Source organism: Kitasatospora sp. NPDC088391 (assembly GCF_044753345.1).
GTDB lineage: Bacteria > Actinomycetota > Actinomycetes > Streptomycetales > Streptomycetaceae > Kitasatospora.
Map to the genome: position 1 here is coordinate 257,516 of NZ_JBIVNB010000001.1, position 22,138 is coordinate 279,653.

The following is a 22,138-nucleotide window of genomic DNA, read 5'->3' on the forward strand; positions in this document are numbered from 1 at the left end:
GAGATAATAGGCGGGCGAGAGGACGGTACGTCAATGGGCGCCGGGCAGCACTGGGACGACCCGCGCATCCCGCTGGTCCATCAACTGCGCGCCACCACCGTGGAGTTCGACCTGCTCGCGGCGGAGTTCGCGGCCCGGAACGGGCTGCACCCCACCGACCTGCGGGCCCTGATCGCCCTGCTGGACGACGCCCGGGCCGGACGCCCGACCACCCCGGGGCGGCTCGGGGCCGGGCTGCGCCTCAACTCGGCCGGCACCACCACGCTGATCGACCGGCTGGAGCGGCTCGGCCTGGTCCGCCGCGAGCGCGACACCGCCGACCGCCGACGGGTCCTGCTCACCGTCGAACCGCGGGCCGTCGAGCTCGGCCGGTCGTTCTTCGGCCCGGCCGTCGCGGCGCTGCTGGCCGCCATGGACGCCTTCACCCCGGACGAACTCGCCGTCGCCGGACGCTTCCTGACCGCCGTGGCCGCCGCGACGGCCGGGGCCGCCGCCCGCGCCCGCGACTGACCGGCCCCGGGGCTACTCGCCCTGGCCCGCGCTGCCGATCGGGCCGACCTTGACCGGGGAGTCGGTGCCCTCGGTGACGGGGAGGGAGGCGGCGCCGGGCCAGGCCAGGGTGACGGACCGGGTCTCGTCCGGCGGGGTCACCACCAGGCCGGTGATCCGGAGGCCGGTGCCGCCGGAGGTGTTGGCGGGGTAGCTGATGCCGAAGTAGGTGGACTTGCCGTTCTTCAGCACGCCCGCGACGACCGGCTCGCCGGAGCGCTTCGCGGAGACGGTGCCCGCCGAGGTCTTCAGGTCGACGCCCGCGTAGCCGGAGACGGTGCAGTCCTTGCCGCTGTGGTTCTTGAACTCGACCACCACGGTGCGGTCGGCGTCGCCGCCGATGGTGCGGTCGGCGGCGGTGACGGTCAGGTCTGCGGTGCGGCACTCGCCGGCCTTGGCGCTGCCGGCGGCGGGCGGCGTGCTGCCCTTCGCGGGGGCCGCGGAGGTCGCGGCGGTGCTCGGCGCGGCGGACTTCTGCCCGGCGGCCGGGGCACCCTGGGCGGCGGTGCCGGTCTCGTCGTCCTGACAGGCCGTCAGGGTGAGGGCGGCGGTGGCGGCCAGGACGGCGAAGGTGAGCTTGCGGACGCGCATGGGGTTCCTCCGGGTGGGGCGGGGCGGCCGGGTGCTCGCCGCGGCGAGCGGGTTTCCGATCGGCAGGACAGCCCCGCCCGGCCGAACCGTTCCGTCCCGGCCGCGGCCCGGACAGGGCTGTGACACGGGCCGCCGGACCCCGCCCGCCGGGGCGGCCCGGCACCGCCCGCGACCTGCGCGGACGCCGTCCCGTACCACCGCCGGGCGTCCCGGGGGCGGTCGGGACGGAGCCGTTACCCGGACGGGACACGGCGGGGAGGAACGCCTCAGCGGCGGTGACGGTACGTCAGGACGGCGTGGGTGGCCAGGCCCAGCAGCAGGCCCCAGAACGGGGCGCCGATGCCGAACAGGGTCATGCCGGAGGCGGTGGCCAGGAAGGTGACCACGGCGCCGTCGCGGCCCCGCTCCTCGGCGACCGCGGCGGCCAGGCTGCCCTGGAAGGAGGCCAGCAGGGCGACGCCCGCGATCACCGCGATCAGGGCGTGCGGCAGGCCGGTGAACAGGCTGACCAGGACGCCGCCGAAGCTGCCGACCAGCAGGTAGAGCAGGCCCGCGGACATCCCGGCCACGTACCGGCGGCGCGGGTCGGGGTGGCTCTCGGGGCTGGTGCAGATCGCGGCGGTGATCGCCGCCAGGTTGACGCCGGGCGAGCCGAACGGGGCGAGCAGCACCGACAGGCCGCCGGTCGCGCCGACCAGCAGCCGGTCGTCCGGGTCGTAGCCGGAGGCCCGCATGATGGCGAGGCCGGGGGCGGTCTGCGAGGCCAGCGCGACGATGGTGAGCGGCAGCGCCAGACCGACGGCGGCGGGCCAGGAGAACGCGGGGGTGGTCCAGACGGGGTGGGTGGGGCCGCCGGAGCCGAGGCGCAGCGGGAGGCCGACGGTGGCGGCGGCCAGCAGCGCGCCCGCGAGCAGGGCCAGCGGGACGGCGTAGCGCGGCAGCAGGCGCTTGGCCAGCAGGAAGACGGTGAAGCTGCCCAGCACCAGGGCGGGGGTGGCGCGCAGTTCGGCGAAGATGCCCGCGCCGAAGGTGAACAGGATGCCGGCCAGCATGGCGTTGACGATGCCGGTCGGGACGGCCCGGATCAGCCGTCCGAACAGGCCGGTGGCGCCGAACAGGGCGACGGCGACCGAGCCGAGCAGGAACGCGCCGACCGCCTCCGGGTAGGGGTACGCGCCGAGGCTGCCGATCAGCAGGGCCGCGCCGGGGGTGGACCAGGCGGTGATCACGGGGGTGCGGGTCCGCCAGCTGAGCAGCAGGCAGGTCAGTCCGCTGCCGATCGACACCGCCCAGATCCAGGAGGCGGTGTGCGCGGCGTCGAGGTGTCCGGCGGCGGCCGCGGCGAGCACCACGACCAGCGGGCCGGAGAACGAGACGGCGATGCACACCAGGCCGGCCAGCAGGGCGGGCAGCGAGACGTCCCGCCGCAGCGAGGGCCGGTCCGGCGGCGGGACGGGGTTCTCGACCTGGACGGTCCCGGTGGACGCGGCGGTCCGATGATCTGACATGGCAGCAGTATCCCGGCACCCCGGCACCCGCCCGCCGGGCCCCGGCGGGCGGACCGGGAGGCGGTCGGCGGCGGCGAGCAGGTGGCCGCCCCCTCGTCCCGCCGCGCACCTCGTCCCGCCGCCCCCTCGTCCCGCCGCGCACCGCCGGCCGTCAGTCCTCGGTCCTGGGGCGCCAGTCGGCGGCCCAGGCGTCGAGTGGGGCGAGGCGTTCGAGGAGGGTGCGGCCCTGCTCGGTGAGCAGGTAGCCCCCGCCGGTGTGCTCGACGAGGTCGGCCTGTCCGAGTTCGCGGAGCCGGTCCGCCAGGACGCTGGAGGAGACGCCGTCGCACCGCTGCTGGAGCTGCCGGAACGTCGGCGCGGCGTCGGCGCGCAGCTCCCACAGGACCCGCAGCACCCAGCGCCGACCCAGGAGGTCGAGCAGCGCCATGATCGGGCGCCCCGTGCGCGAGCCGCGGACGGGGCGGCCGGGGAGGGGTGTCGGTTGTGCCATCTGCTTCCCTCGCTTGCTTCTCTTTCCGAAGCACCGATGTTAGCGTGCCGCCATGCCTCTGAAATCGAAGCACCCGCGCATCGAGCCGCTCTCCCCGCCCTACGACGAGGAAGCCGGCGCCGCCCTCGCACTCCTCGGGCACTCGCCCATCCAGCTGTTCCGGGTGTGGGCGCGCCGCCCCGCACTCGCCCGCGCCGTCGCGGCCTGGGGCAGCTACTACTTCTCCCCGCGCTCCGCGCTCACCCTCCGGCAGCGCGAACTGGTCATCGACCGGACGACCGCGCTCTGCGGCGCCGACTACGAGTGGGCCGTGCACGTCGCGGGCCTCGCCGGGAAGGCGGGGCTCGACGCCGCGCAGCTCGCCTCGCTCGCGGCCGGCGGCCCGGCGGACGCCTGCTGGGACGCGGCCGACCGCGCGGTGCTCGAAGCCGTCGACGAACTCCACACGACCTTCGACCTCTCCGACGGCACCTGGGCGGACCTGGTCGCCGCCACCGACGAGGACGCCGCCCTCGAACTGGTCCTGGTCTGCGGCTGGTACCACGCCGTCTCGTTCACCGTCCGGGCCCTCCGTCTCCCGCTCGAACCCGGCACCCGGCCGATCGCCGCGTCCTGATCCGCCGCCACCGACCGACCGGGAACGCCGAAGGCCCCGGTCGGGTCGACGACCGGGGCCTTCCGGGTGCGGGGTGCTACCCGCGGGTCCGGGCGGGGAGTTTCGCCGCCCGGGCCGAGGCCCACTGGAACAGGCCCGCGGCGACCGTGAGGCCGACCGCGAGGGCCGGGACCGGGTCACCGGTGCGCAGCGCCACCGAGAACGGGACGGCCAGCACCGGGACGGCGACGGCCGGGCCGGCCGCGTACCAGAGCGCGAACATCAGCGGGCCGGTGCTGCCGCCGCTGGGCTGCGGGGTGCGGTACAGCAGGTCGCGGCGGGCCGGGCCGCGGCAGGCGTTCACCAGTCCGGCCGCGACCAGGGCGGGCACCGCGCACGGGGCCAGCCAGGCCGCCGCCCCGCCGCCGAGCGCGGCGGCGACCGCCGCGCCGACGGCCGCGAGCAGCAGCCCGAGCAGGGCGGGCACCACGGCGTGCCGCTGCATCAGGCCGGCGAACGGGTACGGGGACCAGGAGGAGCGGCGGACGTCGTCGGTCTCGACCCGGGCGGGCTCCAGGAACTGGGCGACGGCCAGGTAGCCGAAGAGCAGCGCGACCACGGTGATGCCCCAGGAGAGCACGCCCTTGCTGCCGTGCGCGAGGACGGCGCAGAGCAGCGCGGGGACGGTCAGCAGCACGGCGCGGCCGAGCCGGGCGGGGGCGCGCAGCAGGGCGAGGGTGTCGCGCCAGTACAGGACCAGCGGGGCCCGGCGGGGCGCGGGCAGCTTCAGCCGCAGCTGCCGTTCGCCGCCGGTGGCGCCGGCCACGGCCAGCCGGGCGGCCCGCAGTTCGACGGTGCGCAGCGCGGCCAGCACGCCGGCGGCCGTCCGGGCGCGTTCCCGGAGCAGCGGCAGCGGGACGGTGCCGACGGCCCGGTCGGCGTACCACAGGGCGGCGGCGGTCGGGACCAGCAGCAGGGCGGCGGCGAGCGCGCCGCCGGGGACGGCGGCGGGTGTCGGGGCGAGCGCGGCGACCGCCGCCCAGCCCCAGGGGCCGGACCAGAGTTCGATCCGCTCCAGCCAGGGCACGGGGTGCCCGGCGACGGCCAGTCCGCTCTGGACGGCGAGCGCGAGCACCAGCACGGTCGCGTACGGGGTCAGGGCGCGGGCCCGGCGGGCGGCGCGCGGGCTGTGCTGGACCAGGAGTCCGGCGCAGACGCCGAGCAGCGGCAGGCAGAGGGCGCCGACCAGGCACCAGCCGAGGGCGGCGGGCAGGCCGGTGCGGACGGTGAGGCCGAGCGCGACCATGCCGCCGACGGCGACCACCAGGCCGGGCAGGACGGCCAGCGCGCAGGAGAGCCAGAACCAGGGCCGCAGCACGGGGCGGGGCCGGACGGGGTGGGCGAGCAGCCAGTCGGTGGTGGCCCGGGGCGGCACGACCGGTCCGCGCCACAGTCCGTCCCGGACGGCGAGCAGCAGCACGGCCAGGCCGGCGGCGGCGATGCCGGCGGGCATGGCGGCCAGCAGGTCGGGGCCGTGCGCGGTGTAGTCGGCGCCCATCGAGGCCTGGAGGAAGAGGCCGAAGCTGGGGACGCCGCCCCAGATCACCAGGATCAGCAGCGTGCAGTAGAGGCCGAAGGCGATCTGCTTGGCCCGGTTGCGCCGGTGCGGGGCGCGCAGTTCGCGCAGCAGGGCGAGGGCCTCGTCGGTCCAGTCGTCGTCGGCCGTCCACTCGGCGGCCTCCTCGGCCGCCAGCTGTTCGGGCGCGCTCACCGGGCACCGGCCGGGGCGGCGCCGAGGACCTCGGTGGGCGTGCCCTGCCGGAGCACCCGGCCGTCCTCCAGCATCACCACCCGGTCGGCGACCTCCCGGGCCAGGTCGGTGTGGTGGGTGACCAGCAGCACCGCGACGCCGTCGGCGAGTTCGGCCTTCAGCAGGTCGGCGAGGCTGCGGCGGGCCTCCGGGTCGAGGCGCTGCTCGGGTTCGTCGAGCAGCAGCAGGTCGCGGGGCCGGACCAGGGCGCAGGCCAGCAGCAGGGCCTGCAGCTGGCCGGAGGAGAGGGCGGAGGGCAGGGCGTCGGCCCGTTCGGTGAGCGAGCGGTTCTCCAGCACCTGGTCGACCCAGTCGGCGGCGTCGGCGACGCCGTGCGCGACGGCGACAAGCAGCAGGTGCTCGCGCACCGTCAGGTCGGGGTAGCAGGCGACGGTGTCGCCGACGACCGCGACCCGGGCCCGGACCCGGGGGTCGTTCTCGTTCATCAGCAGGCCGTCGAAGCGGACCGTGCCCGCGGTCGGCAGGTCGCGTCCGGCGGCGACCCGCAGCAGGGTCGACTTTCCGGAGCCGTTGTGCCCGAGCAGGGCCACGCACTCGCCGGCGGCGAGCGCGAGGTCGACGGGGTGCAGCACCTCCCGGGCACCGTACGACCGGCTCACGCCGGTCAGTTGGAGCAGCGCGTGGCGCGCGGCGGGCTGGGCGGCGCGGCGGTCGGCCCGGTTGTCGGCCATGGGGAGGATGCCTCTCGACGAACGGTTCGACCAAGTATGGACCGGGGGTGCGGCCGGTCCCGCCGGGGGCCGACGGGCGCCGACGGGGCGCGGAACACCGTTCGTACCGCACCAAGGTGGCCGGTTAACGATCTGGCGGAGGAGGGGTTCCAGCGGTTCCCCTTGGTCATCCGTCCGTTCGGGGACGGCCGGCCGGCCCCGGTGGGCGGCCGGACGGGCAGCGACGGACGCCGCCGGGCGGCCGTCGGAGGAGAGGAGCTGGGGATGGGGCAGGTACTGGCCGATCTGGTCGGCGATCCGGAGGCTTTCGGCAAGGCGCTGGAGGAGCGCAGGTCACGGGTGTTCCGGCCGGACGGGTGGCCGGCCGGGCTGCCCGGTCCAGCGGTGCTGGACGAGGTGCTGGGCGGCGGCCTGCTGCGGGTGCCGTACGTGGAGATGGTGCAGGACGGCGAGGTGGTCGCGCCCGAGCGGTTCTGCACCGTCCGCACGGTGGCCGGGCGGCACGAGGGCGGTTGGGCCGACGCCGGGCGGATCGGCGCGCTGCTGGACGGCGGCGCCACCCTGCTGCTGCCGCAGCTGGACCAGTGGCACGCCCCGGTGCGGGCGATGGCCGCCGACATCGCGCACCGGCTGGGCCGCCGCACCGAGGCGTTCTGCTTCGCCACCGGCGCCGGGCGGCGCGGGCTGGACGTGCACCGCGACGACGCGGACGTGCTGGTGGTGCAGCTCGCCGGGGAGAAGGAGTGGACGGTGCACGCGGCCCCGGCGGACGGGAACTGGCGGCCGGGGCCGGCGCCCGAGCCCGGGCCGGTGGAACTGCGCACCGTGCTCGCGCCGGGCGAGGTGCTGTACGTGCCGCGCGGCGCGCCGCACGCGGCGACGGGTCGTCAGGGGCTGTCGGTGCACCTGTCGTTCACCGTCCGGGAGGCCGGCGCCGGGCGGCTGAGGGCGGCGCTCGGCGAGTTCCTGGCCGCCGACGGCCGGGCCGGCGGGTCGGCCGAACGCCCGGGTACGCAGGGCGAGTTGCTGGCCGCGGCCGCGGAGGTGCTGCGGCTGGGCCGGGAGCGGCTGGCGGCGCTGACGCCGGAGGAGCTGGTGCGGCTGGCCCGCGGTCCGCTGCCCGCGGCGGCCCCCGCCGCGGGCCCGGGGCCGCTGGCGGAGCGCGCCGGCGGCTGACCGGGCCGGGGGAACGCGTGCGGGCGCGGTGTCCGGAACCGTGAAGACGGTTCCGGAACACCGCGCCCGGGGTCATACCGGTCGGATCAGGCCGCTCAGATGCAGTACGGGCGGTGGCAGGAGCCCTCGCAGGAGAGGCTGATCGCGGCGGCCTCCTCCTGCTCCGCGGTCTCGGCGACGAGGTCCTGCACGTCGAGGTCGAACAGCTCCTGCATGTCGGTGGCCATGGTGGCCTCCCTTCGTCATGGCCGCGATCGACTCGCGGCGGGATGCAGCGGACGTTAGGGACTCTGTGCATCGCCGGACAAGGAGCGTGCGCGGATGAATAGACAGATTCAGCCAACTCTTGATGGCCAGTGATCAACTATGGACACTTGTTGATCTCCGGGATACAACAGTCCGATCCAGGCCGGGAGAGACCGCGGCAGAGCTGCGCGGCGTGACGGCACCACGAGGCAGGGCGACGCGGGCACGGGGGGCACGGTGGGCAGGAAGCCGCATGCGGCGGACCGGGAAACGATCTTCACGGCGACCGGTCCCGTCCTGCTCCGCACCCCGGCCCTGGCCCGGGAGCACCCCGGCACCGGTGCCGCCGACGGCCTCCCACCGGACGCCGCCCTGCGCGCCGCCGCGGCCGAACCGGACGGGGCCCGCGCCCTCGACGCCCTGCGCGCCGCCGCGGCCGAACCGGACGGGGCCCGCGCCCTCGACGCCCTGCGCGCCGCCGCGGCCGATCCGGTGCTGCGCGAGGCCCTGGAGATCTCCAGCCCCTCGCTGGCCGACCTGCTGGACCGGGTCGCCGCCGGGGACGCCCTCCGGCCCGCCGCGGTCCGCCGCGCGGCCGAGGCCGTCGAGCGCTACCGGCTGCGGATGGCCACCCGCCCCACCCCGTTCGGCCTGATGGCCGCCGTCGGCACGGCCCGCTTCGGGCCCCGGACCGGGACCAGCCCGGACGGCGCCGAACGCCGGGCCTTCCGCCCCGACCTGGGCTGGCTGCTCCCGCTGCTGGACCGGCTGCGCACCGAGCCCGGGGTACTCCCCGGCCTGCTGCTGGCCGTCGACCAGCAGGCCGCGCTGCGCGGCGACCGGCTGGTCCTGCCGTACCTCCCCGAATGCACCGCCGGCACCAGCGGCGACGGGGAGGGCGACGGGCCGCCCGTCGCCGAGCGCACGGTGCGCGCCACCGCCGTGGTCCGGGCCGCCGTCCGGCACGCCGCCCGACCGCTGCCGCACCCCGAGCTGCTGGCCGCGCTGGCCGCGGACTTCCCCGGCGCCCCGGCCGACGCGATCGCCGCCCTGGTGCGCACCCTGGTCGCGCAGGGCTTCCTGCTCACCGACCTGACGCCCCCGCCGGACAGCACCGACCTGCTCGGCCACGTCCTGGACCGGCTCCCCCCGGCGCACCCGGTGCGGGCCGAACTCGCCGCCGTGCGCGAGCTGCTGGCGCGGGCCGCGGCGCTGCCGCGCGGCCGGGCCGGGGCGGAGCTGCGCGCGGCGCGGCGGCGGACGGCGGCCCTCGGCGCGTCCGACCGGCCGCTGCACGCCGACCTCGCGCTGGAGGGCGAGGTGGTGCTGCCCGAGCAGGTCGGGGCCGAACTGGAGCACACCGCCACCGTGCTGTGGCGGCTGGCCCCGCCGGCCGCCGCGCCCGAGCACTTGCGCGCCTACCACGTCGAGTTCGTCGAGCGGTACGGCACCGACAGCCCCGTCCCGCTCGCCGAACTGCTCGACCCCGACACCGGGTTGGGGCCGCCCGCCGGGTACCGGCGGCCCGCCGGCCCGCGCGGCGCGGCCAACCCGCGGCCCGCCCGGGCCCGGACCGACGCCGAGGCGGCCCGCGACCGGGTGCTGGCCGAACTCGCCGCCGGGGCGCTGGCCGACCGCGAACCGGGCGGCCCGCTGCCCGAGGTCGTCCTCGACGACGCCCTGCTGGCCCGCCTCGCCCCCGCCCCGGAGCGGCCGGGCAGCGCCGCCGACACCCCGCCCGCCTCGCTGGAGCTGTACGCCGAACTCGCCGCCGCCTCCCCCGCCGACCTGGACGCCGGACGGTTCCGGCTGGTGCTCTCCCCCACTGCGGGCAGCGACCGGGCCGGCGCCACCTTCGGCCGCTTCGCCGCCCACCTGGCGGGCCCGGACGGCGACGGCGGCGCGCTGCTCGCCGGCGCGGCCGGGGAACCGGAGGACGACGGCGAAGTCCTGCACGCCCACCTGGAGTTCACGCCCTACCGGCCCCGGCACGCCAACATCGCGCTGACCCCGCGCTGGCTCGGCCACCGGGTCGTGGTCAGCGCCTTCCCCGACCCCGGCGGCCCCACCGTCCTCACCCCGGACGACCTGGTGGTGCTCGCCGACACCGAGCGGCTGAGCGTCCACTCGCGCAGCCTCGGCCGCGAGGTCCGGGCCACCGCGCACCACGCGCTCAACCTGCGCGCCGGCGCGCCCAACGCGGCCCGCTTCCTCCAGGAGGTGGCGCTCACCGGGCAGCGGCCCTGGCAGCCCTGGGACTGGGGGACGTCCGCGAGCGCCCCCGCGCTGCCCCGGGTCCGGCGCGGCCGGGTGGTGCTGGCCCCCGCCGCCTGGCGGCTGACCGCGCCCGTCCCGGCGGGCGCCGACGTCCCGTACGAGGAGTGGGCGCGCGGGCTGGAGCGGTGGCGGCGGCGCTGGGGCGTCCCCGCCGCGGTCCGGCTGCTCAGCGGCGACCAGCGGATCGGCCTCGACCTGGACGACCCCGCGCACCGCCGCCTGCTGCACAGCCGCTCCCGCTCCGCCCTGCCCACCGTGCTCCAGGAGGACCTGGCCGCCGACGCCTGCGGCTGGCTGCGCGGCCCGGACGGCGCCCGGGCCGCCGAGATCGTCGTCCCGCTGCGCCGCCGCGCCGCACCCCGCCCGGACACCCCGCCGGTCCGCCGGCCGCTGCCCGCCGTGCACCCCCGCGTCCCCGAACTCCCGGGCGGCCCGTGGCTGTTCGCCCGGCTCGCGGCCAACGAGAGCCGGCAGGACGAGATCCTCGCCGCCCGCCTGCCCCGGCTGCTGGCGGCGCTGCCCGGCGCGGTCGACCGCTGGTTCTTCGTCCGCTACCGCGACCCGGACCCGCACCTGCGGCTGCGCTTCCACGGCGACCCGGCCGTCCTCGCCGCCGACCTGCTGCCCGCCCTGCACGACTGGGCGCACGAGTTGCGCCGGGCCGGCCTCGCCGCCGGCCTGCGGCTGGAGGGCTACACCCCGGAGACCGACCGGTACGGCGGGCCCGAGGTCCTCGCGGACGCCGAACGGGTCTTCCACGCCGACAGCCTGGTCGCGCTCGCCGCGCTCCGGCTGTCCCGGGCCGGTCGGCCGGTGCCCGGCGACCTGCTGGCCGCCGTCAACCTGGCCGCCACCGCCCGGGACTTCCTGGCGGCCCGCCCCGTCCCCGCGCCGGTCGGCCCGTGGATCGCCGCGACCTACCCCAAGTCCGAGGAGCACCACCGGAGTTTCCGCACCCACCGGGCCGCCGCCCTCACCGCGATCGGCCCGGCCGGCCCCGCCTCCCCCGGCGGCGGCCTGCTCCCCGCCGACGCCGCCCTCGCCGACGCCTGGCGGCTGCGCGCCGACCGCCTCGCCGCGTACGCGCCCCGGCTCGCCGCGCCCGCCGCCGGCCCGGCGCTGGCCTCGCTCCTGCACATGGGCCACAACCGCCTGATCGGCATCGACCGCGAAGCCGAACGCCGCGCCTACGCCCTGGCCCGGGGCACCCTGGAGGCCCACCGCGTGGCCGGCCGCTCCCGCCCGGCGGGCGGCTGACCGTGCGCCGGGAGGAGGCGGCCGTTCCCGCCGGGGCCACGGCCCGGGCCGCCGGGGCCGTGGCCCCGGCGGCCCGGCGCCGCTCCCGCACGTCCCCGATCGACTTCGCACGGAAGGTTCCTGACGATGCGTCAAGAACAAGCGGCGGCCACTCCCGCCGAGGTCCTGCATGCCGCCACCGCCCGGCTGGCCCGTCCGCTCGGACCCGAGGACGTCCCGGCCCCCGGGCTCGGCACCGGTCTCAGCGGCGCGGCGCTGGCGCTGGCCGTGCTGGCCGGGCCGGACCAGGAGCTGCGCCGGGCCGCGCACGGCCGGTTGGCGGCGGCGGTGCGGGCCCCGGGGGCGATGCGCGGCGGCGGCCTGTACTCGGGGGCCGCCGCGGTGGCGTTCGCCGCCCGGCTGATGGCCCGGGCCCCCGGCGAGTACGGCGGGCTGCTGGCGGCGCTGCTGCCGAAGGTCCGGGAGTCGGCCGCCGGGCGGGCCGCCGGACTGCGGGCCGACCTGGCCGCCGGGGCGGGCCTGCGCGCGCACACCTTCGACGCGGTCTCCGGACTGGCCGGGCTGGGGCGGCTGCTGCTGGCCCTGGAGCCGGACGGGCCCGCGACCGCCGCGGCGCTGTCCGCCCTGGTCGAGCTGGCCGGGCCGGGCGACGGGCCGCTGCCGCGCTGGTGGACGGCGGGCGGGCCCGGCCTGCCCGGCGCGGACCCGGACGAGCCCCGGGGCCACCTCAACCTCGGTCTGGCGCACGGGATGCCGGGCCCGCTCGCCCTGCTGTCGGTGGCCCGCGCGCGGGGCGTCCGGGTGCCGGGCCAGGACGCGGCGATCGAGGACCTGGCGGTCCGGCTCGCCGCCCACCGGCGGCCCGCCGGGGGCTGGCCGATGACGGTCCGGGTCGAGGACGCGGAGCGGGGCCGGGTGCCCGCCGACGCCCCGACCCGGGCCGCCTGGTGCTACGGCACCCCCGGGGCGGCCCGGGCCCTGTTCCTGGCCGGGCAGGCCCTGGACCGGGAGGACTGGCGGGAGACCGCCGTCGCCGAACTCGCCGGCGCCCTCGCCGACCCCGCCGGTTGGCAGTTGGAGGGCCCCGGCCTCTGCCACGGCACCGGCGGCCTGCTGCAGACCGTCCGGCGCACCGCCGAGGAGTCCGGCTCCGCCGCCCTGGCCGCGCACCTGCCCGCCCTGGCCGCCGCCACCGCCCGCGACCTCGCCGCCGCCCTGGCCGCCGACGCCCCGGCCGCCCTCCTCGAAGGCACCGCCGGCGCGGCCCTCGCCCTGCACGCCCACCTGCACCCCGGCGGCGCCGAGGACGGCTGGGACGCCTGCCTGCTGCTCGGCTGACCCGGCGCCGGTTCCCGTCCGTCCGCCCCTCGCCGACTCCCGCCGCCCGCGGGGCGGTTCAGTCCCGGTACGGGCGGGCCCGGCGGTACTCGCGGACCAGCAGGCGCAGCGCGCCCCACTTGGACGGGCTCGCGGAGCGGCGCAGCAGTGCGGCCGGGTCGGTGCGGGCGGCGGCGGAGGTGAGCGCCTCGACCTCGATGGTGCAGCGCATCATCGGGCGGTGCGCGGCGGGTGCCAGGTCGACGACGGGGGCGCCCTCGGCGCGGCTGCGGTCCGCCCGGTCGAGCAGGTCGAGGATCAGCGCCCGGACGGCCGGGAGGTCGCGGGCCTGTTCGAGGTCGGCGCGGGTGACGCCGTGCCGGTCCAGGGTCTCCGCGGGGATCGTCAGCCGGCCGCCGGCCAGGTCCTCGGCGAGGTCGTTGACGAAGTCGAACCGCTGGCTGGAGTCGATGAAGGTCCGGCAGGCGGCGCGGTACGCGGCCCGTTCGTCCGCGCCGTCGGGGCCGAGCAGCCCGGCGACCACCATGAAGCCGGGCAGCGCGTACGCGTCGACGTAGCGCTGGTAGTCGTCCTCGGTGGCGAAGCCGGTGAAGTCGAGGTCGGCCTCGGCGGCGGCCAGGTAGTCCCGCACGTGCCGGCCCAGTGCGGGGTGCGCCTCGACGCTGTGCAGCAGCGGGCGCAGTTCGGGGTGGTCGGTGCGGCCGCGCTCCAGTGCCTCGACGGTCTCCCGCCGCCAGCGCTCGGCCGCCGCGCGGCGGCCCGCCACGGGCCCGCTGTCGAGCAGGTCGTCGGTGCGGTGCATGAACGCGGCGGCGGCGAACACGTGCGGAATCATCCGGGCGGGCAGCAGCGCCATCGCCCCCAGCGCGACCTCCCGCCGGTAGTCGATCACCTGCCGCCGCTGCCGCCCGTAGTCCTCGCGCAGCTCCGGCCCGTCCACCCCGGCCGCCGTCAGCGCCCGCTCCCACCTGCCCATGTCCCGCCCCGCTCCGCTCGCTCCGGTGCCCCGACCCTACCGGGAGCGGGCCGGGGTCATTTCAGGGTGATGACCACCCGGCCGGAGCCGGCCAGGAGGCCCGGGAGGTGGGGGGTGAGGGCGGCCCGGTCGACGGGGCCGTCGATGTACTCGAGTTCGATGTCGTGCAGGGTCACGGCGGAGACCTGGTAGGCGCCCCAGGGCGTCTGCGGCAGGGCGTGCGAGAGTTCGGTCCAGGTGGCGGCGTCGGTGAAGCGGAACCGTGTGCCGCTGCGGACGACCAGGACCGGGGTGCCGACGTTCCAGGCTCCGGTGGCCCGCAGGTTGTCGTACGCGGCGCCGTCCCAGAAGTCGGCGTACTCGTCGGCCGTCGGGGTCGGCTCCGGTTCGGGCGCGGCGGGCTCCTCGGCGTCCTCGGGGGCCGGGTCCTCGGTCCCGGTCGGCCGCAGGTGGTCGGCCAGCCAGTCGCCGACCGGGTCGGGTCCGGCGGTGACGCGGGACTCCAGGTGGGCGGCGCGCCAGCTCGCGGGGTCACCCTTGGCCGTGGACTCCAGCCACTGCCGGGCGGCCGGGGCGTCGGAGAGCCGTTCCCAGAGGGCGAGTTTGGCTGCGGGCGGGGCCTGCTTGGCGAAGGCGAGGACGCCGGCGACGCAGGTGCGGAAGGCGTCGTCCTGCTCGATCTCGGCGGCGAGGTACTCGTTCTCGGCGGCGGTCAGCGCGGGCATCCGGAACCAGGTCGCCACCGGGTCGGTGGTCTCGCGCAGGAGGGCCCTGATCCGCTCCACGGCGGGCACCACCTCGCGGGCCCAGTCGCGCAGCAACTCGCTGCGCACGGTGAGCCGTTCGCGTTCGGCCGGGGTCAGGGCGCGCCACGCCTCGTACCGTTCCGCGGTGGTGGCGCGGGGGAACTCGGCGGCGAACAGCTCCACCGCGTCGGGCATGATCACCACGGTCCGCCCGGTGTCCCGGAGCGCCTCGTGGGCGAGGGCCCGGGTCTTGGCGGGGTAGGAGGCGAGCAGGTCGAGCACGGCCCAGTGGCCCGCGGTGCGGCGCAGCGCGGTGAGGTCGTGCCGGATCACGTTCCGTTCCAGGAGGTTGGAGGAGGCGATCAGGAAGGCGGCCTCCCGCGCCCCGGCCTCGTCCCGTTCGGCCAGGGCGAGGAACTCCCGGTGGGCGCTCTCGGCCGCGGCGGTCTCCGGGGCGAGCCGGTCGTTCCAGACCAGTGCCCGTTCGCGGTGCCGCCGCAGGGCGCGGTTGGCCCGCTCGTTCACCTCGGTGCCGGCGGGGAGGTCGAGGGTCATCTCGGTGAGGCCGGCCCTCTTGGCGTCGGCCAGGCAGAAGACCAGCCGGAGGTCGGCGGCGGCCAGGATGGCCAGCAGGCCCTCGCAGTCGGGGGCGTGGGCGGGGAGCCGGCAGGACTCGGGCCGGGTGCAGAGCCGGGTCTCGTCCGGGAGTCCGGGGGTGTGGCCGAGGTAGAGGACCTCGTTGGCGGGCGAGGCGACCGTCAGCATCCGCTTCAGTTCCAGGTGGGTGAGCGGTCCGACCCGGTAGTTGGGGACGGTCCGGTCCCTCTCCGTGCCGAACACCTTGCGCGGGGTGCAGCCGCCGGGTTCGGCGACCACCTGCATGCCGACGGCGATGCTCAGCGGGGTGCCCTCGGTGGCGTAGATGCCGATGGTCCTGCCCGCGGGCAGGAAGGTCGGCGGTCCGCTGAACTCCCCGTGCCCCATGATGTAGACGGTCATCCGTCCCTCTCCCCCCGGTGCGTCCGTTCCACGGTCCGTACGCCTCCACGATGCCGGACCGGCGGCGTCGGCGGGACGCATCGCCGTACACCTACGCCGATCTGCTGACCGCCCGTCAAGTTTCGGGAGGGGTCAGGACGTTCGGGGGCGGCGCAGGCGCGGGCGGCGCAGCAGCAGGTAGAGGGCGCCGGGGATGACGACGGCGTCGACGCCCAGGAGCAGGAGGTTCCAGGCGCCTTCGACGCCGTGGTCGTGGGCGGGGGCGGGTTCGTCGGCGGGGGCCGCGGCGGGGGCGGCGGGGGTGCCGAGGCCGAAGGCGGTGGTGCCGGAGACCTCGCGGCCGCCGTTCAGGACGACCCGGTAGGTGATCCGGTAGGTGCCCCGGTCCCGGACGCGGACGGGCGCGACCAGGCGGTGGCCGTCCACCCGGGGGCGGCCCTCGGTGACGGAGGCGCCGTCGGGGCCGTTGACCTGGAGGTAGACCGAGCCGGGGGTGAAGTCGTCGCCGCTGAAGGTCAGTTCGACCTCGGTCGGCGGCCGGTCGGCGGCGAGCGAGCTGCCGTCGCCCGGGGTCGCGCCCGCCAGCCGGACGGGCTGGCGGGCGCTGATCCAGAGCAGTCCGAGCAGCAGGACCAGGACGGTGCCGACGCCGAGGGCGAGGGTCCGCCGGAAGGACTGCGGTGATCCGGTGGCACTCACGCGGCGGCCGCGACCTCGTGCCGGTGGACGGCGTGCTTGCAGCTGCACGTCATCGCGGCCAGCTCCTGCGGGCCGGGCCGCAGGTGGTAGTACATCGCGACGACCATCGGGATGAAGACGATGGTGTTGTAGAACAGGTGCAGTTCGACCCGGGGGAAGACGAGTTGGAGCACCGAGGTGGCCACCGGCTTGCCGAACAGGAAGTGGCCGGTCTGCACCTGGAGCAGCAGGAGCAGGTGCTCGATGTGGTGCCAGAACTGGATGGCGAGGGCGACCGTCCACCAGGTGCGGCCGCGGCCGACGAAGCCGGGGCGGAGCAGGAACAGGCCGATGATCATGATCAGGGCGTAGCCGTAGTGCATCCACTCGGAGGTCACCAGCCAGGGGAAGGCGTACCCGAGCAGTCCCTTGGACTTCGGGACCGTCCAGCCCAGGCCCCAGATCTGGTAGGCCTGCGCGAGGTGTTCGGCCCAGTGGCCGAGCACGACGACCATGAAGATGTTGAGGGCGGCGCGGTGCGAGTCGACGTTCAGGCGGCTCACCGGTCCCTGGGAGCCGGTTCTCGACGGTGCGGTGGCGGCGGTCATCGGGCAGGTTCTCCTACGGCGCGGGGAGGGGAGGGAGGGCGCGCGGCACGCCGGGCGGCCGCGCGCGTGCCCAGACTGGTGGCTGGTCGTCGGCGCGGACTTCTCCCAGAATGCTCAGTTCTCCGTCCGATCGGGCTGATGTGGCATCAGGAAACCTGCGATGCACATGAGTTGGCCCCCGCCCTGGAGGACGGGGGCCGGGGTGCGGGCGGTCAGGCCGCCAGCAGGGCCGGGGGCTGGAGCACCCGGGTCAGTTCGGCGGTGCACATCATGTAGCCGTCGGGGACGGGCAGCCGGTCGAGGTAGTGGGCGAGGTCGCTGCCGAGCGAGAACACCCGGACGGGGGTGCCGGCGGCACGGGCGGCCTCGACGATCCGGCGGACGCCGTCCAGGACGGCGGGGTGGCGGGTCTGGTAGGAGTCGGCGACCAGGTGGTTGCCCCGGTCGGCGGCCAGGTAGAACTGGACCAGGTCCTTGACCCCGACGAAGAGTTCGCTGGCGCCGGCGGCGCAGATGCCGGGGGTGGCGTGGACGGCGGCCGGGGTCTCGATGAAGGCCGACAGCGGGACGTCGGCGGGGAGTTCGAGGTGCGCGCGCAACTGGGCGTACTCCTCGGCGTCGTTGAGGAAGGGCACCGAGAGGTGGACCCGGGCGGCCTCGTCGCCGAGCCGGTCCCGCAGCGTGTCGAGCACGGTGTGCAGGGCGTCCCGGTAGGGGGCGGAGCCGAGCAGCCAGCGGGCGCCGTGCAGGCCGAGTTCGGGGTTGGGCTCGACGGCGACGGCGGACTGCTCGGTGACGCTGGCGGCGTGGTCGGAGCGCAGGTCGAGCAGCCGCAGCACCAGGCGCTGGCCGGGCAGCAGTTCCCCGACGAAGGCGACCAGGCGTTCGGCGACGGCCCGGCCGTAGCGGGCGATCTCCGCGGGCCCGCCGTCCAGGGCGTCGAACGGGCTGAGCCCGGCGGCCAGGCAGAGGAACTCCTCCCGGATGAAGAAGCAGTCGACCCGGGCGGCGTTGGGGCCGCAGGAGTTGACGGTCCGGATGTCCTGGAAGTCGGCGATGACGGCGCAGGCCGCGCCGAGGTGGTCGACGGTGGGGGCGCGGTCGCCGAGCGGCGGCACGGGGGCCGGGGCCGGGTCGGGGGCGAGGGTGATCGTCCCGTCCGCCAGGTCGAGGACGACCTCGCCGACCAGGGCGGGCAGGTCGGCCTCGTCGACCCGGAGCACGGGGATGCCGCGGCCCCGGCACAGGGACTGCATGTGGCCGGTCTGGCCGCCGCCGCCGCAGACCACGGCGTCGGCGGCCACGATGGCGTCGTACAGGCCCGCCTCCAACTGGGGCGCGATCAGGATGGAGCCCGCTTCGGGGTGCCCGGTGCGGTTGCAGGTGCCGCGCAGGGTGGCTCGGGTTCCACCGGTGAGCAGGAAACCCTGGATGCGTCGCCCGTTCAACTAGCCCTCCGTGTCCTCGTCGGTGTCCGCGTGGTCCTCGATCCCCAGCAGGCCGCGCAGGTCGCGCGGCGTCACGGAGACGTCGGTCAGTCGCCGGACGGCGGACCGGGCGACCGCCACCCGCAGGCGGCGGTTCCCGGGGTCGTCCGGGGCGGTGCGGGCGCCGATCAGGGCGTCCAGCCGGGCGGCGATCCGCTCCCGCCGTTCGCGGGTCCGGGTCGCCATCCGGCGCACCTCCAGACTCACAGCGTGCTGGAACGCGGGGTCGGCTGCTTCCTCGAACGTGCCGTCGGACGTGCGGTATCCGGCCAACTCGCCGACGGGCTCAGGGGGTTGGTCGTTCGGGTCGGCGAGGTCCGCGGGGTCGGCGAGTTCGAGCTGCTCCAGGACGTGCGCGGCGACCGCGATCGAGTGGTTCTTGATCGCGGCGAGGTTGAAGGCGAACGCGCCGGTGCGGCCGTTGCGCACCGTCTCGTCGCCCTCGCGCAGCGGGCCGACGGCGGTGAGCGGGCCGGCCGGCGTCCCGTCGGCCGCGAGCAGGACACCGCGGTGGTCGACCTCCAGGCCGCGGCCGGTGCGCTCGTGCGGGACGGCCAGGCCGCGGCGCAGCAGGTTGTGCCAGAGCGGGCCGCCGACCCGCCGGTAGTCGCTCTCCCGGCCGAAGTTGGCGACCACCAGGTCGGCCTCGACGGCGACCTTCTCGTCGGCGGTGGCGACGGTCACCTCCAGCCGGTCGGGCCCGGCCGGGACGATCGCCCGGACCGCGCCGACCAGCAGCCGGACCGGTCCCGGGTCCATCGACCGCTCGACGATCTCGATGGTGTAGGGCACCGCGCCGACCCGAAGGGCGGCGATCACCGTCCCGAACTCGTCCATCAGGGCGCGCAGTTCGGCCGACGGGATGCGGGTGAGGGCCTCCGGGAGGTGCGGCTCCCAGGCTTTGGCGACCCGTTCGGCGACCACCTCGGGGGCGATGTCCGGATACTCGCGGGCGACGGTGCCGCAGGCCGCCGTCCACTCGGCCCGGACCCGCTCCAGGAACTCCTCCCGGTTCCGGTAGGGCTCCAGCAGCCGGTGTGGGCAGGCGAGTCGGAGCACCCCGTGCTCGTGGCCGCCCGGGTAGCTGCGGAACATGGTGCCGGTGCGGGAGACCAGCCGGATCCGGCCGGTGTGGCCCCGGCGCAGCAGCAGGCCCGCCGAGTCGTAGGCGCTGAGCACCGAGCCGACCACCACCACCTCGGCCTCCGGCGGCAGCGCCTCCAACCGGCGCACGCCGTCGGCCGAGTAGGGCTGGCGGACGAAGCGCGGATGCTCCAGCACCTCGGTGGCGAACGGCAGTTCCTTCAGCTCCAGGCCGGTGGCGAGGACCGCGTGCGCGGCCTCCCACACGCTCTCCTCGCCGTCCTCCCGACGGACCGTCAGCGCCACCCCGGCCGGGGTGGCGACCAGGTCGACGGCCTCGCCGTCGGCCTCGGTGAGCAGCACCCCCGGGGCGGCCTCGCGGGCGGCCTCGGCGAGCCGCTGCTCCAGGTAGTCCTGGAAGATCCGCCGGGGTGCCGGCCCCCCTTCGGTGAACTCGTGGTCGACCCACTGCCCGGGCCAACTCCCCCGGTCCGCCTCCCGGTTGGCCCAGTGCACGAAGTCGAGGACGTCCTCCCGGAACAGTGACATCCGCCCGGCCTGGATGTTGAACACGTAGTCCCACGGATTGCCGTCCCGGTGGTACGCGACCCCGGCGGACCGGTAGTCGGCGCGCCGCTCCAGCAGGACGATCTCGACCGGACGGCGGGCGAAGTGGAGCATCCTGACGGCGGTGGCGGTACCGCCCAGTCCCGCGCCCACCACGACGACCCTGGGGCGGTTGCCTGTGCTGCTCATGCGGAAGCCTCTCGATCAAAGGAGGGAGCGGCCGGAAGATTAGCCGACGGATCGTCAGTCCGCGTGCCCGGAACGGATATTTCCCGCCTCCCGGGGCAGCCGCCGCGGTCCCCCGAACACCCCCGGAAGCCTCCCGGGCGCCCCCGGACGCACACGAGCCGCCCGGTGGCCGCCCCGAGGGGCAGCGCACGGACGGCTTCACGGGGACGGCTTCGCACGGAGGGCGCGCCCCGGCGGTCCGGGCACGCTGGGAGAAGCCCGGGCGGGGTCCGGCGGGCGAGGCTCGGCCGGGGAGGTGGGGCCGATGCGGATGACGGCGGACCAGCGGCGGGAGGCCGTGGTGCGGGTGGCGCTGGAGGAGTTCGCCCGGGACGGTTTCCACGCCGCCACGACGGTGGCGATCGCGGCCCGGGCCGGGGTGTCGCAGCCCTACCTGTTCCGGCTGTTCCCGACCAAGCGCGCGGTGTTCCTGGCCGCCGCCGAGCACGCGACCCTCCGGGCCGTCCGGGCGTTCACGGCCGCGGCCGAGGGCGCGAGCGGCGCGGCCGCGCTGCGGGCCGGGGAGCGGGCCTGGCGGGCGCTGACCGTGCCCGGCGGGCCGTTCGCCTTCCAGGGCCAGTTGCACGCGGCCTCGGCCGCCGACCCGGCGATCCGGGACGCCGCGGCCCGGCACTGGGGGGTGCTGTGGCGGACGGTGCGGTCGGCGACCGGCCTGTCCGATCCGGAACTGGCCGCGTTCTTCGGGCGGGTGCTGCTGAACTGCGCCGCAACCGCCCTGCGGCCTCCCCCCGCCGCCCGGCCCCCGCTCGCCGGCCGGTCCCCGCTCACCAGCCGGCCGGCACCCACCGGGCGTGGAAACCGTGCGGCACCCGGACCGGCAGCGGCACCACCGCGACCGGCGGGCCGGTGAAGTCCGCGGTGTCCAGCACCAGGAGTTCGCTGCGGTCGGCGGCGGGGTCGTACACCAGGGTGAGCAGCCAGCCGTCGCCCTCGGGGGCGGTGGCGTCGCGCGGCACGAAGACCGCCTCGCCGCCCTGCCGGCCGGGGCCGAAGGCGTGCCGGTCGGTGCGGCCGGTCGCCAGGTCGTGCCGCAGCAGCGCGGGGCCGCACAGTGCGGCGCCGTCGCCGGGGACGAGTTCGACGGTGAAGGCGTAGCGGTACGGCAGTCCGGTGCGGCGTTCGTCGATCCGCGGGAACTCCTGGACCCGGCCGTCGAGTTGCCGCTCGACCACGGCGCCCTCACGGGGGTCGAGGGTCCACCGCCACAGGGTGGGCGCGGACTCGCTGGGGTGCAGCCGGTCGCGGTCGAAGGCGCGTTCGTGCCGGATCACGTCCACGGTGATCCGGCCCTCGGCGTCCTCGAAGGCGTTGACGGGGTGGAAGACGAAGCAGGGCGGCAGGTCGAGCCAGAGCGGGGCGGCGTCGGGGCGGTCGCGCGGGACGATGCCGATCCGGGCGTCGCGGTCGGGCTGCCAGGCCAGCGGCACCGGTGAGCCGGACCGGGCCTCGGCCTCGTCGTGGGCGACCGGCAGGTCGAACAGCACGGTGTGCCGGGCGGTCAGCGCGAAGGCGTGCATCCAGGGGCGGCCCTTGACCGGCACGGGGCGCGCCTCGCGGACCCGGCCCGCGGTGTCGACGGTGAGCAGCACGGCGGTGCCGCCGGCCGGGTCGACGGCGACGGCGTGCAGTTCGCCGGTGACCGGGTCGGTGAGGGGGTGGGCGCAGAACCCGCCGGGCAGGGTGGCGTCGAAGTCGGTGCGGGCGACGGTGCGCAGTTCGGCGTCGAGGACCAGCGGCAGGGCGCCGTCGGTGACGGCCAGGGTGCGGCCGGCGTGCCGGACCAGGTTGGCGTTGACCTCGCCGCCGTGGCCGTGGCGCGGCCCGGGGACGGGGAGTTCGCCGAGGTCGCGGGCGAGCGCGTCGTCGCGCAGCAGGCGGTTGCGGTACCAGTGGGCGCGGCCGCCGCCGAGGCGCAGGCCGTGCACCATGCCGGTGCCGGCGAAGGCGTGCCGGACGGCCGGGTCGTGCTCGCCGCGGGGGTTGGGGCCGATCCGCAGGAAGGTGCCGTCCAACTGCGGGGGCAGCACGCCGCGGACGGCGAGGTCGGTGTGCGTGGTCTCGGCGGGCGCCGGGCGGTAGCCGGGGCCGAGCAGGTGGGTGGTGCTGTTCGGACCGGTGGCGCTGTTCGGACCGCTGGTGCTGTTCCGGTGGCTCCTCGGGGTGTGCTGCGCAGTGCCGGGCATGGTCGACCCCTCCGTCGATAGCACTGTTACATA

The 22,138-nt window shown here is 77.0% G+C and carries 19 protein-coding genes; 6 read left to right on the forward strand and 13 right to left on the reverse strand.

The window, feature by feature from the left end:
* Positions 1 to 33 precede the first annotated feature (33 nt).
* The gene (locus ACIQBJ_RS01020; protein ID WP_400701308.1) at positions 34 to 510 is read left to right on the forward strand and encodes a MarR family winged helix-turn-helix transcriptional regulator; all 477 of its coding nucleotides are present in this window, start codon (positions 34 to 36) and stop codon (positions 508 to 510) included.
* A 12-nt stretch (positions 511 to 522) separates the two neighbouring features.
* Here ACIQBJ_RS01020 and ACIQBJ_RS01025 read toward each other — a convergent pair whose 3' ends face one another.
* The 3 genes from ACIQBJ_RS01025 to ACIQBJ_RS01035 form a co-directional block, all read right to left on the reverse strand.
* Positions 523 to 1,140, reverse strand: a complete 618-nt coding sequence (locus ACIQBJ_RS01025) for a DUF4232 domain-containing protein (protein ID WP_400701311.1) — start codon at positions 1,138 to 1,140, stop codon at positions 523 to 525.
* Between the two features lie 266 nt (positions 1,141 to 1,406).
* The gene (locus ACIQBJ_RS01030; RefSeq protein ID WP_400701314.1) at positions 1,407 to 2,648 is read right to left on the reverse strand and encodes a benzoate/H(+) symporter BenE family transporter; all 1,242 of its coding nucleotides are present in this window, start codon (positions 2,646 to 2,648) and stop codon (positions 1,407 to 1,409) included.
* A 151-nt stretch (positions 2,649 to 2,799) separates the two neighbouring features.
* Positions 2,800 to 3,138 (reverse strand): winged helix-turn-helix transcriptional regulator, encoded by a 339-nt coding sequence (locus ACIQBJ_RS01035; protein WP_400701317.1) that lies wholly within the window; start codon positions 3,136 to 3,138, stop codon positions 2,800 to 2,802.
* Between the two features lie 52 nt (positions 3,139 to 3,190).
* On the opposite strand from ACIQBJ_RS01035, the gene ACIQBJ_RS01040 reads away from it, so the two are divergent.
* Positions 3,191 to 3,754 (forward strand): carboxymuconolactone decarboxylase family protein, encoded by a 564-nt coding sequence (locus ACIQBJ_RS01040; protein WP_400701320.1) that lies wholly within the window; start codon positions 3,191 to 3,193, stop codon positions 3,752 to 3,754.
* 76 nt (positions 3,755 to 3,830) lie between these two features.
* Here ACIQBJ_RS01040 and ACIQBJ_RS01045 read toward each other — a convergent pair whose 3' ends face one another.
* Together ACIQBJ_RS01045 and ACIQBJ_RS01050 are read right to left on the reverse strand one after the other, a co-directional pair.
* Complete coding sequence (locus ACIQBJ_RS01045; protein WP_400701323.1) at positions 3,831 to 5,504, reverse strand: hypothetical protein; 1,674 nt, start codon at positions 5,502 to 5,504, stop codon at positions 3,831 to 3,833.
* Entirely contained in the window at positions 5,501 to 6,235 is a 735-nt protein-coding gene (locus tag ACIQBJ_RS01050) for an ABC transporter ATP-binding protein (protein ID WP_400701326.1), read from the reverse strand. The genes ACIQBJ_RS01045 and ACIQBJ_RS01050 overlap by 4 nt, the downstream gene beginning before the upstream one ends.
* Before the next feature lie 264 nt (positions 6,236 to 6,499).
* Between ACIQBJ_RS01050 and ACIQBJ_RS01055 the strand changes: the two genes are divergently transcribed.
* On the forward strand, positions 6,500 to 7,411 hold the full coding sequence (locus ACIQBJ_RS01055) for a JmjC domain-containing protein (protein WP_400701329.1): 912 nt from the start codon (positions 6,500 to 6,502) through the stop codon (positions 7,409 to 7,411).
* Between the two features lie 95 nt (positions 7,412 to 7,506).
* Here the strand turns inward: ACIQBJ_RS01055 and ACIQBJ_RS01060 are convergent, their stop codons facing one another.
* Positions 7,507 to 7,638, reverse strand: coding sequence for a hypothetical protein (locus tag ACIQBJ_RS01060; protein ID WP_400701332.1), 132 nt, complete (start codon positions 7,636 to 7,638; stop codon positions 7,507 to 7,509).
* Positions 7,639 to 7,894: 256 nt separating this feature from the next.
* Here ACIQBJ_RS01060 and ACIQBJ_RS01065 point away from each other — a divergent pair, with 256 nt between their 5' ends.
* Positions 7,895 to 11,191, forward strand: a complete 3,297-nt coding sequence (locus ACIQBJ_RS01065) for a lantibiotic dehydratase (RefSeq protein ID WP_400701335.1) — start codon at positions 7,895 to 7,897, stop codon at positions 11,189 to 11,191.
* 126 nt (positions 11,192 to 11,317) lie between these two features.
* Complete coding sequence (locus ACIQBJ_RS01070; RefSeq protein ID WP_400701338.1) at positions 11,318 to 12,529, forward strand: lanthionine synthetase LanC family protein; 1,212 nt, start codon at positions 11,318 to 11,320, stop codon at positions 12,527 to 12,529.
* 58 nt (positions 12,530 to 12,587) lie between these two features.
* Here ACIQBJ_RS01070 and ACIQBJ_RS01075 read toward each other — a convergent pair whose 3' ends face one another.
* The 6 genes from ACIQBJ_RS01075 to ACIQBJ_RS01100 all read right to left on the reverse strand — a co-directional run bounded on the left by ACIQBJ_RS01075 (position 12,588) and on the right by ACIQBJ_RS01100 (position 19,862).
* Positions 12,588 to 13,505 carry a phytoene/squalene synthase family protein gene (locus ACIQBJ_RS01075; RefSeq protein WP_400701341.1) on the reverse strand — a complete coding sequence of 306 codons (918 nt, stop codon included), beginning with the start codon at positions 13,503 to 13,505 and terminating at the stop codon, positions 12,588 to 12,590.
* 56 nt (positions 13,506 to 13,561) lie between these two features.
* Positions 13,562 to 15,250, reverse strand: coding sequence for a putative adhesin (locus tag ACIQBJ_RS01080; RefSeq protein WP_400701344.1), 1,689 nt, complete (start codon positions 15,248 to 15,250; stop codon positions 13,562 to 13,564).
* Positions 15,251 to 15,382: 132 nt separating this feature from the next.
* Positions 15,383 to 15,949: a copper resistance CopC family protein gene (locus tag ACIQBJ_RS01085; RefSeq protein ID WP_400701347.1), complete on the reverse strand. Its 567-nt coding sequence runs from the start codon at positions 15,947 to 15,949 to the stop codon at positions 15,383 to 15,385.
* Entirely contained in the window at positions 15,946 to 16,491 is a 546-nt protein-coding gene (locus tag ACIQBJ_RS01090; protein WP_400701350.1) for a hypothetical protein, read from the reverse strand. Before ACIQBJ_RS01090 ends, ACIQBJ_RS01085 begins: the two co-directional genes overlap by 4 nt.
* Positions 16,492 to 16,748: 257 nt before the next feature.
* Positions 16,749 to 17,984: a putative PEP-binding protein gene (locus ACIQBJ_RS01095; RefSeq protein ID WP_400701353.1), complete on the reverse strand. Its 1,236-nt coding sequence runs from the start codon at positions 17,982 to 17,984 to the stop codon at positions 16,749 to 16,751.
* Positions 17,985 to 19,862: an FAD/NAD(P)-binding protein gene (locus ACIQBJ_RS01100; protein WP_400701356.1), complete on the reverse strand. Its 1,878-nt coding sequence runs from the start codon at positions 19,860 to 19,862 to the stop codon at positions 17,985 to 17,987.
* A 304-nt stretch (positions 19,863 to 20,166) separates the two neighbouring features.
* Between ACIQBJ_RS01100 and ACIQBJ_RS01105 the strand changes: the two genes are divergently transcribed.
* On the forward strand, positions 20,167 to 20,772 hold the full coding sequence (locus tag ACIQBJ_RS01105) for a TetR/AcrR family transcriptional regulator (RefSeq protein ID WP_400701359.1): 606 nt from the start codon (positions 20,167 to 20,169) through the stop codon (positions 20,770 to 20,772).
* Here the strand turns inward: ACIQBJ_RS01105 and ACIQBJ_RS01110 are convergent.
* Positions 20,687 to 22,105, reverse strand: a complete 1,419-nt coding sequence (locus ACIQBJ_RS01110; RefSeq protein ID WP_400701362.1) for a carotenoid oxygenase family protein — start codon at positions 22,103 to 22,105, stop codon at positions 20,687 to 20,689. The two genes, ACIQBJ_RS01105 and ACIQBJ_RS01110, sit on opposite strands and share 86 nt — an antisense overlap.
* Positions 22,106 to 22,138: the final 33 nt, after the last annotated feature.